The 13518-nt window shown below is 63.5% G+C and carries 13 protein-coding genes; 4 read left to right on the plus strand and 9 right to left on the minus strand.

Translation table 11 applies throughout. The features are described from left to right. Positions 1–11: 11 nt before the first annotated feature. Positions 12–1211 (minus strand): aspartate aminotransferase family protein, encoded by a 1200-nt coding sequence (locus EJ067_RS12390; protein ID WP_126085950.1) that lies wholly within the window; start codon positions 1209–1211, stop codon positions 12–14. Positions 1212–1567: 356 nt separating this feature from the next. Between EJ067_RS12390 and EJ067_RS12395 the strand changes: the two genes are divergently transcribed. After that, positions 1568–2086: a GcrA family cell cycle regulator gene (locus tag EJ067_RS12395; RefSeq protein WP_126085951.1), complete on the plus strand. Its 519-nt coding sequence runs from the start codon at positions 1568–1570 to the stop codon at positions 2084–2086. A 132-nt stretch (positions 2087–2218) separates the two neighbouring features. On the opposite strand, the gene EJ067_RS12400 is transcribed toward EJ067_RS12395, so the two are convergent. The 3 genes from EJ067_RS12400 to EJ067_RS12410 all read right to left on the minus strand — a co-directional run bounded on the left by EJ067_RS12400 (position 2219) and on the right by EJ067_RS12410 (position 5393). Further along, a complete protein-coding gene (locus EJ067_RS12400; RefSeq protein WP_126085952.1) occupies positions 2219–3229 on the minus strand; it encodes a magnesium and cobalt transport protein CorA in 1011 nt (336 codons plus the stop codon). Positions 3230–3346: 117 nt separating this feature from the next. Then, entirely contained in the window at positions 3347–4072 is a 726-nt protein-coding gene (phoU, locus tag EJ067_RS12405) for a phosphate signaling complex protein PhoU (RefSeq protein WP_126085953.1), read from the minus strand. A 109-nt stretch (positions 4073–4181) separates the two neighbouring features. Beyond that, entirely contained in the window at positions 4182–5393 is a 1212-nt protein-coding gene (locus tag EJ067_RS12410) for an ATP-binding protein (RefSeq protein WP_245468300.1), read from the minus strand. A gap of 245 nt (positions 5394–5638) precedes the next feature. Here EJ067_RS12410 and ppk2 point away from each other — a divergent pair, with 245 nt between their 5' ends. After that, positions 5639–6544: a polyphosphate kinase 2 gene (gene ppk2, locus EJ067_RS12415; RefSeq protein ID WP_126085955.1), complete on the plus strand. Its 906-nt coding sequence runs from the start codon at positions 5639–5641 to the stop codon at positions 6542–6544. A gap of 84 nt (positions 6545–6628) precedes the next feature. On the opposite strand, the gene EJ067_RS12420 is transcribed toward ppk2, so the two are convergent. The 3 genes from EJ067_RS12420 to EJ067_RS12430 all read right to left on the minus strand — a co-directional run bounded on the left by EJ067_RS12420 (position 6629) and on the right by EJ067_RS12430 (position 9033). Continuing rightward, positions 6629–7375: an enoyl-CoA hydratase-related protein gene (locus EJ067_RS12420; protein WP_126085956.1), complete on the minus strand. Its 747-nt coding sequence runs from the start codon at positions 7373–7375 to the stop codon at positions 6629–6631. An 11-nt stretch (positions 7376–7386) separates the two neighbouring features. After that, positions 7387–7995 carry an acyl-homoserine-lactone synthase gene (locus EJ067_RS12425; RefSeq protein WP_245468249.1) on the minus strand — a complete coding sequence of 203 codons (609 nt, stop codon included), beginning with the start codon at positions 7993–7995 and terminating at the stop codon, positions 7387–7389. 306 nt (positions 7996–8301) lie between these two features. Further along, complete coding sequence (locus EJ067_RS12430) at positions 8302–9033, minus strand: LuxR family transcriptional regulator (protein WP_126085958.1); 732 nt, start codon at positions 9031–9033, stop codon at positions 8302–8304. 267 nt (positions 9034–9300) lie between these two features. Between EJ067_RS12430 and EJ067_RS12435 the strand changes: the two genes are divergently transcribed. Beyond that, the gene (locus tag EJ067_RS12435) at positions 9301–10131 is read left to right on the plus strand and encodes a transporter substrate-binding domain-containing protein (RefSeq protein ID WP_126085959.1); all 831 of its coding nucleotides are present in this window, start codon (positions 9301–9303) and stop codon (positions 10129–10131) included. A 330-nt stretch (positions 10132–10461) separates the two neighbouring features. On the opposite strand, the gene EJ067_RS12440 is transcribed toward EJ067_RS12435, so the two are convergent. Then, a complete protein-coding gene (locus EJ067_RS12440; protein WP_126085960.1) occupies positions 10462–10875 on the minus strand; it encodes a tellurite resistance TerB family protein in 414 nt (137 codons plus the stop codon). A gap of 158 nt (positions 10876–11033) precedes the next feature. On the opposite strand from EJ067_RS12440, the gene EJ067_RS12445 reads away from it, so the two are divergent. After that, a complete protein-coding gene (locus EJ067_RS12445) occupies positions 11034–12683 on the plus strand; it encodes a lysine--tRNA ligase (RefSeq protein ID WP_126085961.1) in 1650 nt (549 codons plus the stop codon). Here EJ067_RS12445 and EJ067_RS12450 read toward each other — a convergent pair. Beyond that, positions 12646–13515: a thermonuclease family protein gene (locus EJ067_RS12450; RefSeq protein ID WP_245468250.1), complete on the minus strand. Its 870-nt coding sequence runs from the start codon at positions 13513–13515 to the stop codon at positions 12646–12648. The two genes, EJ067_RS12445 and EJ067_RS12450, sit on opposite strands and share 38 nt — an antisense overlap. Between the last annotated feature and the right edge of the window lie 3 nt (positions 13516–13518).

Genomic DNA, 13518 nt, shown 5'->3' on the forward strand with positions numbered 1-13518 from the left:
AAATTCCAGAATTACTTCGCGGCTTCGGCCGCAATCGCATCGGTCAGGCCCTTGGCGCCGGCGCGGATGCGCTTCAGGGCCTCGCCGATCTCCTCGTCGGTAACGGTGAGCGGCGGCAAGAGGCGGATGACGTTGTCGCCGGCCGGCACGGCAAGCAGGTGCTGGTCGCGCAACGCCATGTTCACCTTGGTGTTGGGCATGGCGCACTTCAGCCCAAGCATCAGGCCGGTGCCCCGTATGCCGTCGATGATCTCGGGATATTCGTCGACGACCGCGGCCAGGCCCTGCTTGAGCAGCAGCGCCTTGCGCTGCACGTCCTCGAGGAAACCCTCGGCCAGCACCACGTCGAGCACGGCATTGCCGACGGCCATCGCCAGCGGATTGCCGCCGAAAGTGGTGCCGTGCACGCCGGCCGTCATGCCGGTCGCGGCCTCGTCGGTGGCGAGGCAGGCGCCCATCGGGAAGCCGCCGCCTATGCCCTTGGCGATCGCCATCAGGTCGGGCGCGACGCCCGCCCACTCATGCGCGAACAGCTTGCCGGTGCGGCCGATGCCGCACTGGACCTCGTCGAAGATCAGAAGCAGGCCCTGCTGGTCGCAGAGCTGCCGCAGGCGCTTCAACGACTGCGTCGGCACCGGGCGAATGCCGCCCTCGCCCTGCACCGGCTCGATCAGGATGGCCGCGGTTTCCGGCGTGATCGCCTTCTCGGCGGCGTCGATGTCGTCGAACGCGACCTGGTCGAAGCCCTCGACCTTCGGACCGAAACCCTCGAGATATTTGTACTGGCCGCCGGCGGCGATCGTCGCCAGCGTGCGGCCATGGAAGGCGCCTTCGAAGGTGATGATGCGGAAACGCTCCGGATGGCCCTTGACGAACTGGTAGCGCCGCGCCGTCTTGATCGCGCATTCCAGCGCCTCGGCGCCCGAATTGGTGAAGAACACCTTGTCGGCGAAGGTCGCTTCGACCAGCCGCTCGCCCAGCCGGCGCTGCTCGGGGATCTCATAGAGGTTGGAGACATGCCAGAGCTTGGCGGCCTGCCCGGTGAGAGCGGCGACCAGATGCGGATGGCTGTGGCCAAGCGAATTCACGGCGATGCCGCCGGCGAAATCGAGATATCGCTCACCCTTGTCGGTGACCAGCCAGGTCCCCTCCCCGCGGTCGAAGGCCAGGGGTGCGCGAGCAAAGGTCTCGTAAAGCGCCGAACCGCTCATTATATGCGTCTCCGGAACCGGAAATCAAAAAAGCCGCCAATGCGGCGGCCTTTGCGGCTTATCATGTTTTTCGGCCATGAAGTCAACGAAAACGTCGCGCAGTAGCGCACGGCAAGCCTCCAGCGGCACGCCGGCTCATGAGCGGTCAGGCAAGTTGGGGAAAACCGAAAAAACCGAATCGTGTTGCCCTGGGGACTCTTGTCACCGAGTCAGCGCATAAGGTAATTGTAGTCGAGAAATAACTAGATTTCGTGCGGCGGATCTAATCACCCGGTACATGTGGTGTTGTTTGCCCGGCGGGAGCCGGGGCGGGAAAGGATTCTGGCTGCCGTACGCCTCAGCAGGAGCGCGGTCTCATGAACTGGACTGACGAGCGGGTCGAACTTCTCAGGAAATTGTGGTCGGAGGGCCTCAGCGCCAGCCAGATCGCCGCGCAGCTCGGCGGCGTGAGCCGCAATGCCGTCATCGGCAAGGTGCATCGCCTGAAACTGTCGGGCCGCGGCCGCGCGACCGCGGCACCCGCGCGGCAGAAGAAGGCGACGCAAGGGGCCTCGATGCAGAAATCGGTCGCCCGCGCCGCAAGTGCTGCGCGTCATGTGACGGCTACTATCGGCGCGACCGCGCTGCAGGTGCAGTTCGACGCGGAGCCGGTGGCGCGCCATTATATCCGCCCGGTCGAGAACGTCGTGGTGCCGATCTCGCGCAACCTGCAGCTCGTCGAGCTGACCGAGCGCACCTGCAAGTGGCCGAACGGCGATCCGCTATCGGAAGACTTCAGCTTCTGCGGCAACGACGCGGGCGAGACCGGGCCGTACTGCAAATATCACTCTCGTGTCGCGTTCCAGCCGGCGGCGGAAAGACGCCGCGCTCGCTGATAGCGAATAGCGAATAGCGAATAGCGAATAGCGAATAGCGAATAGCGAATAGCGAATAGAAGGGTGCTGGCATCCGAGTGGGGCGCAAGCTTCTCTTGTCCTATTGGCTACTCCCTATTCGCTATTCACTTTTCACAACCAACCATTCTTCCTGAACCGCCAGTACAGGAACGCGCAGATCAGCGCGATCGCCATCAGCACGGCGGGGTAGCCGTATTCCATCCTCAGTTCCGGCATGTCATTGAAATTCATGCCGTAGATGCCGGCGAAGGCAGTCGGCACCGCCAGGATGGCCGCCCATGAGGCGAGCTTCTTGGAGATCGCCGTTTCCTGGCTCTGTCCGACCAGAAGGCTGGCCTCGAAGGCGAAGGCCAGGACCTCGCGCAGGCTGTCTATCTTTTCCTGCACGGTGCGGATGTGGTCGGTCACGTCGCGGAACAGCGGATGCATGGCGGCATGGATCTGCGGCAGCTCGGCGCTGGTCAGGCGGCGGCAGACCTCGACCAAAGGCAGCGCCGCGTTGCGCAGCCTGAGCAGATCACGGCGCAGCATATAGAGCCGTTCGATGTCGGCGCCGGTCATCGGCTTCAGCAGCACCTTGTCCTCGATCTGCTCGACCTCGTCCTCGATCTGCTCGAGGACGGGCATGTAGTTGTCGACGATGAAGTCGAGAATGGCATAGAGGACGAAATCCTCACCCTTGGCGAGCGAGGACGGGCAGCTTTCCCAGTGCTGGCGCACCGCGGCGTAGGACGTCGAGGGGCCATGCCTGACGCTGACGATATAGCCGCTGCCGACGAAGAGATGGGTCTCACCGAAGGTGACGCGGCCATCGATCAGCTGCGCCGTGCGGGCGACGATGAACAAGGCATCGCCATATTGCTCGATCTTCGGCCGCTGATGCGGATGCTCGGCGTCCTCGATCGCCAGGTCATGCAGGTGAAACTGCGACTGCACCCTGAGCAGCAGGTTGCGGTCCGGCTCGAGCAGCCCGATCCAGACGACATGGCCGGGCTTTGTCGCCCACACACCTGCCTCTTCGATCGCAATGTCGGCCACGCGCTTGCCGGCGGAATAGACGCTGGACGCAATGATGCCGGATGTCGGCTGCAGGGCCGGGGTCAGGTTTCGAACTTGTTCCATCGCAAACCTCCCGAGACAGCGACTGACAAAATCGCTGCACCTGGAGGAGCTTAGCCTAAATTAGAAAGCCGTTCGAGGGGCCCCCGTTCACTTAGCCGATATCGGGCCGATATCGGGTCATTTGGCCGATACGGGGCCAGGAAACACCACCTGGTCGGTCTTGTCGCCCTTCGGCCGGTCGGCCGGCATCTGGTCGCCGGTGACGATGTAATAGATGGTTTCGGCGATGTTGGTGGCGTGGTCGCCGATCCGCTCGATGTTCTTGGCGCAGAAGAGAAGATGGGTGCAGGGCGTGATGTTGCGCGGATCTTCCATCATATAGGTCAGGAGCTCGCGAAACAGCGAGGTATACATGGCGTCGATCTGGTCGTCGCGGTCGCGCACGAAGCCGATCTTCTCGACCGAGCGCGAGGCGTAGACGTCGAGCACTTCCTTGAGCTGCGTCAGCGCCAGATTGGCCAGCGCCTCGAGGCCGCGGAACAGGCTGCTCGGCTGGCGGCCGTCGATCACCGCCGCGACGCGCTTGGCGACGTTCTTGCCGAGATCGCCGACGCGCTCGATATCGGCCGAGATGCGGATCGCGCCGACGATCTCGCGCAGATCCGTCGCCATCGGCTGGCGCCTGGCGATGATGACGATCGCCTTGTCGTCGATCTCGCGCTGGCCCTCGTCGAGGACAAGATCGTCCTGGATGACCTTCTGCGCCAGGCCCGGATCAGCGTTCACGAGGGCCGCCACCGCCTGCTCGACCATGCGCTCGGCGTGCCCGCCCATGGCGGCGATGCGCTTCGACAGGAATTTCAATTCTTCGTCATAGGCACTCATAGTATGGACGGACTGCATGGTTATGCCTTCCCGGTTTTTGCCGGCTGGTGCGTTCCCTCAATCTGTCGCTGATACGCGAACCGGATGACAGAAAGAAGAAATTGCCGGTTGGCAACCAATACAGGAGTCAGCTAGTCGGCAAATGAACCGTGAACGCCGCGCCCTTGCCGACTTCCGACTTGATCGACAGCCTTGCATTATGACGAGTCAATATATGCTTGACGATGGAAAGGCCAAGGCCGGTGCCTTTCTGGGTCCGGCTGTTTTCGACATCGACGCGGTAGAAACGCTCCGTGATGCGGGGAATGTGCTCCTCGGCTATGCCGGGGCCATAGTCTCTTATGGTGACGTCGATGCCCGCTTCCTGGCCGTCTTCGCTGCCTGCGATGGACACGGTGACGCGCCCGCCTGACTGGCCGTATTTGCAGGCATTCTCCAGGAGATTCTCGAAAACCTGGAAGAGCTCGTCGCGGTCGCCGGGCACGGAAAGCGGGCCATCGATGAAATCCCATTCGATGACGACGCCGTTCTCGCTGGCCAGCGGCCCGAGGGAATCGATGACGCTGTCGATGGTCTGGCGAAGATCGACCTCGGTTCCCGGCCCTAGGTAGGGCTTCATCTCCAGCCGCGACAGCGACAACAGATCGTCGATCAGGCGCGCCATGCGGCCCGTCTGGTTCTGCATGATCTGCAGAAACTGGTCGCGTGCCGCCGGATCGCCGCGCGCCGGGCCGCGCAAGGTCTCGATGAAGCCGGCGATGGAGGCGAGCGGGGTGCGCAACTCGTGGCTGGCATTGGCGATGAAGTCGGCGCGCATGCGGTCGATGCGGCGTGCCTCGCTCTGATCCTTGAACACCAGCACATAGAGACCGGTGGCATGGCCGACCGATGACGCGCTCACCCGGTATGTGCGCTCGACCGGCAGCTTTTCCGTATACTCGACGACATCGGACGCCACGGCCCCCGAGACGATGCCGTCGAGCAAGGCCTGCATTTCCGGAGCGCGGAACTTGAGCGACAGCGACATGCCGGGCGCCAGTCCGCCGAAGGCGGCAAAAGCGGCCGCGTTGGCATGGACGATGGCTGCCGTCCGGTCGAAGATGATCAGCGGATCGGCAACGGCGGCGGCCAGATACTCGCCAGACAGCCGCTGCAGGCCGCCGGCCTCGATCGCCGCCGCATCGTCGGCGGACTGCCGCTCGACGTCGGCGGGCAGCATCGCGGCAGCAGCCAGCAACGCCAGGGCCAGCAGCGGCACATAGATCGACAGGCCGCCGAAAGCGTAGACAGCGAGGACCGCGACGACAGCCGCGGCCAGCAACCAAGGGCTGCGCCGCAGCCCGGCTACGGCCGCCTGCGTTGCGCCTTCCTGGTCCTCGCCCTTATCGACCACGCGCTGCCCCGTATCTCCGCGGTGAAATTCACCCGACCGGACCGGCGCATGACACCCCACAAAAATCAGAATCGATTTTCCGGAATGTTCATGCGCAAAATCAACATGCTACGACGCCCTCGCGTCCAGACGGACGCGACGCCTTACAGGCTCCCATAGCACGAGTCCGCAAGCTGGAAAGGTTCGCCTCGATGAAAAATGCCAAGGAAAAAGCCGAAGCGGCGCCTGCCGCGGGACCGATCAAGATCAGGATCGGCGGCAAGGAACGCGAGTTCGACATCGACAACCCGGTGCTTCCGGACTGGATCGAGGACAACAAGCTGGCCGCCGGCGGCTATCCTTACGACAAGAAGATGAAGAGTGAGGACTACGACAGGGAGCTCGAGGAACTGCAGATCGAGCTGGTCAAGGCGCAGGCCTGGCTGCAGGCGACCGGCAAGCGGGTGATGGCGCTGTTCGAAGGACGCGACGCGGCCGGCAAGGGCGGCACGATCTTCGTGCTGCGGCAATATATGAACCCGCGCACAGCGCGCAACGTGGCGCTGACCAAGCCGACGCCGACGGAAACCGGGCAATGGTATTATCAACGCTATGTCGACCATTTCCCGACCTCTGGCGAGTTCGTCACCTTCGACCGCTCCTGGTACAACCGCGCCGGCGTCGAGCCGGTCATGGGTTTCTGCACGCCGGAGCAGCATGAGAAATTCCTCGACGAGACGCCGCATTTCGAGCGCATGATCTGCAACGAGGGGATCCATTTCTTCAAATTCTGGTTGAACATCGGCCGCGCGACGCAGCTCGAACGGTTCCACGACCGGCGCTGGTCGCCCCTGAAGAACTGGAAGTTCTCGCCGATAGACATCGCCGGCATCAACAAGTGGGACGATTACACCAAGGCGCGCGACGTGATGGTCGAGCGCACCCACAAGGAGTTCGCGCCCTGGATCATCGTGCGCGCCAACGACAAGCGCCGCGCGCGGCTTGCCGTCATGCAGCGGATCCTGTTGTCGCTGCCTTACGACGGGCGCGATCTCGACGCCATCGGCAAACAGGACAAGAAGATCATCGGCGAAGGGCCGTCGTTCCTGGAGAAGTAACTTTCCCCGACGCCCGCCGATCGGGCGCCCGACATTACAGCGCCGCGCACTGTCGGTGCGCGGCGCTGAGGTTTTATGCAGGAATCAGGCGGCCAGGCGGGCGATCCGCTGCAGCCGCTTCAGCGTGGCGTCGTCTTGAAGCGCCTGCTGGAACAACGATATCTCATGGTCGATGCGGTCGCACAGAACGTCCGTATCGCCCTTGAGCAGGCCGCGCGTCTGAAGCAGCGCGGCAACCGGCTTCTTGGCGAGCTGCCTCGCCCGCGCCAAAGCCATTTCCTCGGCGCTGCCTTCCACGATCTCGCCGACCAGGCCGAGCGCCTTGGCGTCGTCGACGCCCAGCGTGTCGCCGAGGCAGAAGAAGCGGAAGGCGCCGGCATAGCCGAGCTTCTGCGGCGCCAGGATGCTGGTCGCGGCGTCCGGCACGAGACCGAAATCGACGAACGGCACCCTGAAGGTGCTCCCCCTGGAAGCGATCACCATGTCGCAGTGGAACAGGATGGTGCAGCCGACGCCGACGGCATCCCCGTCCACGCAGGCAAGGACCGGCTTGGGGAAGGTCGCAAGCATGCGAAACATGTCGGTGACGGCGGCGATCAGCTGCTGGTGCTTGGTGGCGTCGAGGAACTCCGAGAAGTCGCCGCCGAGGCAGAAGCAGCCGGCGAGGCCGCGCAGCACGATCACGCGGACGTCGTCATTGACGGCGGCCTCGTGGAAGGTCCTGGCGAGGCTCGCATAGGCGTGCCTGTCCAGCACAGGCCTGCCGTCGTGCGAGGAGACCGTGACGACCAGCGTGTGGCCGCGCAGTTCCGGTTCGGGATGGAAGCTCATGACCGCCTCCATCACGAAGCCTGCCTCAGGCCGAGCTGGCCGGGATAGCCCCGGTTGAGCACCGGCAGGAAGTGGTTGCGGCGCTGGCGCACCACATCCAGCGTATGCTCGGTGAAGGTGAGCAGCGTCGCCACGACCTGCTGGTTGCCGTAGGTGCGCTGGTAACCGAGCGGCTTGGCCAGGAAGTGCATTTGCAACGCCCGCAGCACCCACATCGGTTCGAACTCGATGATGACCTGGTTGACGTTGCGCTTGAGGCCCCATTCGACGAAACCGGCGATCAGCTCGGTGCCGACCGTCGAAACGCCGCGCTTGCCGTCACGAAAGCCCGGCGCCACCGCATAGCGGGTCAACTCCCAGACATGCGGGCCCGAGGGAGGCGTTCCCTCGTAGAGGTCCGCCAGCACATCGGTCAGAAGGTGCGCCCGCGTCGTCGGCAGCATGCGCTGATAGCCGGCGAGCTCGCCATTGCGGATGACGAGATGATGTTCGGCCTCCTCATGGTCGAACTGATCGATCTCGAGACCGTCCGGGCGTTCGAGATCGGTCCACCCCATCTCCTCGACGAAGATTCTGTAGCGTAGACGATGGGCCGCTTCCCAAAGGTCGGGACGTTCCATCAGTTCCTGAGTGGTAAGGGAAAATAGCATTAGCCGTCTCCTGGGCTTAAGAGGAAGATACGGCCGGGCTTTCCCGAAAATATTACGCGAACGCGTAGGCAAGAATTTCTAGGCCCGCACGGCCGATCTGGCTAATATAGCCGCGCCTAACAGCCTCTGCGACGCCCGCACACGGTTGGCGGCGCCCAGTTTGCTCTTGGCGTTAAGAAAGCATTAGCCGTCTCGCACCCTCAAGACGAAGATACGGCCGGATTTCCCGGAAATGCGGCGATCCACGGGCAGAATTTCCAGGCCGGAATGCCCGACCTAGCTGATATAACCGCGCCTGATCGCCTCGGCGACCGCCTGGACACGGTTGGCGGCGCCCAGCTTGCTCTTGGCGTTGAGGAGATGTTTCTCGGAAGTGTGCTCCGAGATGCCGAGTATCTGCGAAATCTCCCACTCGGACTTGCCGACGGCCGCCCATTGCAGGCATTCGCGCTCGCGCGGCGTCAATTCAATGTGATCGATGACCTTGCCGGCCATCGTGTGAAGCTGCATGGCGCGGCCGACGGCGTAGGTGGACGCCAGCGAAACCATCCCGAACTCGGCCTCCGAGAGCTCCACGGCCTCGCCGCCCAGCGAGACCATGACGATCTGACCGTCGAGCGTGACCAGCGGGAAGGCGAGCCCATCGCGCAGCTTGAACTCGCGGGCATCGCCCATGACCTCGTCGCTGCTTTTGTCGATGACAATGGCCTGCGAGGCCTCGCGCCACTGGAACGGGGCCTGCAACTGCTTCATGTGGCTGACGACCGGGTCATGGTCGACATAGTTGCGCGCCACGTAGCGCTCCAGCCATTCGACCGGCCAGTCGCAGAGCAGGACATGGTCCTTCTGCTGGCCGCGCGGCGTGCCGGGTTGCGGCACGGTCCCGGCCATCAGCGCCGTCAGCCCGAAATTCGAGGTGACGCCGAGCAACCGCTCGCAAACCGCCGCCGCCGTATTGGCATGCTGCAGTTGGTCTATGTATTCCAGAGTTCTATCGAACATGCTCATCGCAACATCTACCCCATGTTGCTTCTGCTTCGTTTGCCAATGGTAGATGCCCGAACCACCCTTCGCCATCAACCCCGGATTGCAAGCTGCTTCGTGACGCCGGTTATCTCCCCCGAGCCCTGCGCGCGCTGCCACTTGCAAACATGCTAAACCATACGCCTAATTCGTCCGTTTGAAATCAAAAACAATTGTGCCCGCTTCATTTTCATACGAAAAGCCAAGAACATGACTGGGCGGAACCTTATCGTGACTTTCCGGTGGATATTCATGGCCCTGATGCCGGCGCTGATCGGGGCGCCGCCATTTGCAGGCGCGACTCAGGCCGCGGAGCCGCAGGTTCCGGTGCTGTGGGATGCCAAAGAGCGGCTGCCGAAGCCCGATCTTTCCGCGCTGCCGAGGCTGAGATTCCTCACCACCACCGATTTTCCGCCCTTCAACTTCCTCGACGGCTCGGGTCGGCTGTCGGGTTTCCATATCGACCTGGCGCGGGCGATCTGCGCCGAACTCGGCATCGTCGAGAAATGCCAGATCCAGGCGCTGCCATGGAACGAGCTCGACGACGCGCTGCAGAAAGGCGAAGGCGAGGCGATCATCGCCGGCATCGCGGCGACGCCGGAAAGCCGCGAGAAATACGCCTTCTCGCGTTCCTATCTGCAGTTCCCGGCGCGCTTCATCATGCTGAAGGCCAAGTCCTTCACCGAGCCGATCCTCGACAAGCTGCGCAGCAAAAGGGTGGGCGTCATCGCCGGCTCGGCGCATGAGAAGATGCTGCGCGACTATTTCGGCACGGTGCAGGTCGTGCCCTTCGACAAGACGGAAGACCTCTACGCCGATCTCAAGGCCGGCAAGATCGATGCCGCCTTCGGCGACGGCATGCGCTTTGCCTTCTGGCTCGGCGGTTCGGATGCGGCCGGCTGCTGCCGCTTTGCCGGCGGCCCGTACCTGGCGCCGGAATATCTGGGCTCGGGCATGGCGATCGCCACCAGGGCGGGCGATCCGGCGCTGGCGGCCGCCTTCGACTATGCGCTGCAGGAGATCTCGATCAAGGGAACCTTTGCCGAGTTCTACCTGCGCTATTTCCCGGTGAGCTTCTTCTGAGTCGCCGCGGTTCGTCAGGTAGCTGGCGCTGTCGTAACTTACTTGCCCTTGGACCATGTTAGGGCAAAAAAACACCCGGCAAAAAACAAAATCCCTGAACCGACCTCAACGATCCGAAGCCAGTAAACAAACTGGCTTTGTTCAGCCGTCACATAAACATGTACGCCCTTAACGTGATAAGGAATGACTTTCCCTGAGTCAGCTTCTGGGCTTCTCGGGTAGTAAACAAATCTGTCGTCCAACAATGAATTGTATAAGACGCAGCCTAAGAAGATGGCCGTTACCAGGTAAAGCGCATGTTACCAGGTGACGGGGCGCATCGCGGTACGATCACGTCAGCGTGCGCAGGCGCGCCTTGGCCGCACGCGCGATCGCGGCAACGGTCAACGTATCCAGATCGAGCTTGAGGCGGATGAGTTGCAGCACCCGCACCTCCTCCATGCGCATTTCGAGATCGACGGCCGCAACCTCGAAGGCTGCCGCGTAGGCCGTGTCGCGCAACCGCTCCGGCAGCGCCGCCGCGACATGCGCGAGGACGCCTTCCAGTCCGTCCCTGTCATTCAGCGCCTTCTGGCATTCCTGCGACACCGCCACCAGCCTGTCCTGGTTGAAATCGACGAACACCGGCCAGGAGCGGACGACGTCGCCGATACGCGCCAGTTCGACATCGGTCATGTCGCGGTCGGAAGCCGAGGTGATGACCATCAGGTAGATCAGGGCTTCATGCGGCGTCAGCGAAGGCATTCAAAACTCCTTGATACATCGAGCTCCAACGTAGGAGCGCCATTGTCGCGCCGCAAGGAAAACCGCCGCAAATCGTTGACGCTCCGGCCAGTCGCGCCTAGAGACCGGTTGAAAAAATCTTATCGCGGCGAAAGCCGGCACATGACTGGAACTTTGACATGACGGGATCAAACATCATCGATCTCAATCCCGAGATGCTTGCGGCGGCCGCCGAAAGCAAGGCATGGCCGTTCGAGGAAGCCAAGAAGATCATTGCCCGCTATAAGAACAAGGATTTTCCCGAGACCGTCCTGTTCGAGACCGGCTACGGCCCGTCCGGCCTGCCGCATATCGGCACCTTCGGCGAGGTGGCGCGCACCACCATGGTGCGCCACGCGTTCCGCGTGCTGACCGGGGACAAGGTCAAGACCAAGCTGTTGTGTTTTTCCGACGACATGGACGGCATGCGCAAGATCCCCGACAACGTGCCGGATCGCGCGGCGCTCGAGCCCTATCTGCACAAGCCGCTCACGGCGGTGCCCAATCCCTTCGGCGGCGACTATGCGAGCTTTGCCGACCACAACAACGCGATGTTGTGCCGCTTCCTCGACACGTTCGGCTTCGACTACGAGTTCGCCAGCGCGACCCAGTACTACAAGTCCGGCCGCTTCGACGAAGTGCTGCTGCGCGCCGCCGAGCGCTATGACGAGATCATGGCGGTGATGCTGCCGACGCTGGGCGAAGAGCGCCAGGCGACCTACAGTCCGTTCCTGCCGATCTCGCCGAAGAGCGGCCGCGTGCTCTACGTGCCGATGAAGCATGTCGACGCCAAGGCCGGCACCATCACCTTCGACGACGAAGGCACCGAGACCACGCTGCCCGTCACCGGCGGCAAGGTGAAGCTGCAGTGGAAGCCGGATTTCGGCATGCGCTGGGCAGCGCTCGGCGTCGATTTCGAGATGTTCGGCAAGGACCACCAGACCAACGCGGCGATCTACGACCGCATCTGCAACATTCTCGGCGGCCGCGCGCCGGAGCATTTCGTCTACGAACTGTTCCTCGACGAGAACGGCCAGAAGATCTCGAAGTCGAAGGGCAACGGCCTCACCATCGACGAATGGCTGACCTATGCGCCGACCGAGAGCCTCGGCCTCTACATGTACCAGCGGCCGCGGCAGGCCAAGAAGCTCTATTTCGACGTCATCCCGAAGGCGGTCGACGAATACTATGCTTTCCTCTCCGCCTATCCCCGGCAGGACTGGAAGGAGCGGCTCGGCAACCCGGTCTGGCACATGCATGACGGCAATCCGCCGGCCATCGACCTGCCGGTGCCGTTCGCGCTGCTGCTCAACCTGGTGAGCGCTTCCAACGCGCATGACAAGGCGGTGCTGTGGGGCTTCATCTCGCGTCATGCGCCGGGCGTGACGCCGCAGACGCACCCCGAGCTCGACCGTCTGACCGGCTACGCGATCCGCTATTTCGACGATTTCGTGAAGCCCACCAAGGTCTATCGCGCCGCCGACGAGGTGGAGCGCGAGGCGCTGGCGAAGCTCTCGGAAGCGCTCGGTGCCCTGCCGCAAGGCGCCGACGGCGAGGCGATCCAGAATGCGGCACTCAACGTCGCGCGGCGGATCGAGCGCTACCAGGACCATTCCAAGCAGAGCCCGGAAGGCGGCCCCGGCGTGTCGGTCGCCTTCTTCCAGATGATCTACCAGGTGCTGATCGGGCAGGAACGCGGGCCGCGCTTCGGCTCCTTCGCGGCGCTCTACGGCATCGCGGAGACGCGCGCGCTCATTGTGCGGGCGCTGGCAGGTCAGTTGGCGGCGTAACGGCGCTATCTTCCGCAGGCAGGATTGAAGCTGGCGCGGCAGGCGCCGACGCGCTGGCGGCTGGCAATGCCGGCAGGCCGCCAAGGTTCGGCGCCGTGCCGAAGATGCCCTTCCTGGCCGCACGCGCCTTGTCGCTCGCCTCGACATAGGGGCCGCCCTTCGTGGCGCGAGCCCAGCCGTTTTCCACCAGCCACTCTCCGATATCCTTGTTGCCGACCCAGCACTGCGCGGAAACGGCATCCCGCCCGCCTTGCGAAGGCACGGCGCAGGCTAGCGTCCGCCCTCGCAGGAAGGCACGGAATGCGGTCCGGGCACGCGCACCGCACGCCCAGGATTTGCCTTCATCGCTGCAGGTCTCGTCGTCCTTCACCACCTCGATACCCGAAACGGTGACAGAATAGCCTTTCGCCTCAATAACGCCGGCGGCGGAAGCGACGGGTTGGAACAGCTTGGTGCCGTCCCGGCCGTCCGGCATCTTCGATTTGCGCGGCTTGGGCGGGCCGGCCAGCGCAAGATCGCTGAGCGGCGCGCGCGGCCCGACCCGCTCCAACTGCTCCTCGGAAAGCTCGGGCGGCGCCACGATCTCCGGATCGATCGCCCGCGAATGGGCCACCGGTTTCGGCGGCTCGGGAGCAGCCGGCTGCGGAATGGCGGAGGTCGCAGGCTCCTCGGGCGCCGCATCGGTGCCTTGCCTAGGAAGCGCATCGGCCGGATCGATCCGATCGACCGCGACGACGCTTTCGCTGCCCTTCAGCGAACGGCCTCCGGCGACGACCAGCGCCGCCATCGCCGGAACCGCGAGAAGCGCAAGGCCAAGATGGAGAATCCGCACCAG

This window comes from Mesorhizobium sp. M1D.F.Ca.ET.043.01.1.1 (assembly GCF_003952385.1).
Taxonomy (GTDB): Bacteria; Pseudomonadota; Alphaproteobacteria; order Rhizobiales; family Rhizobiaceae; genus Mesorhizobium.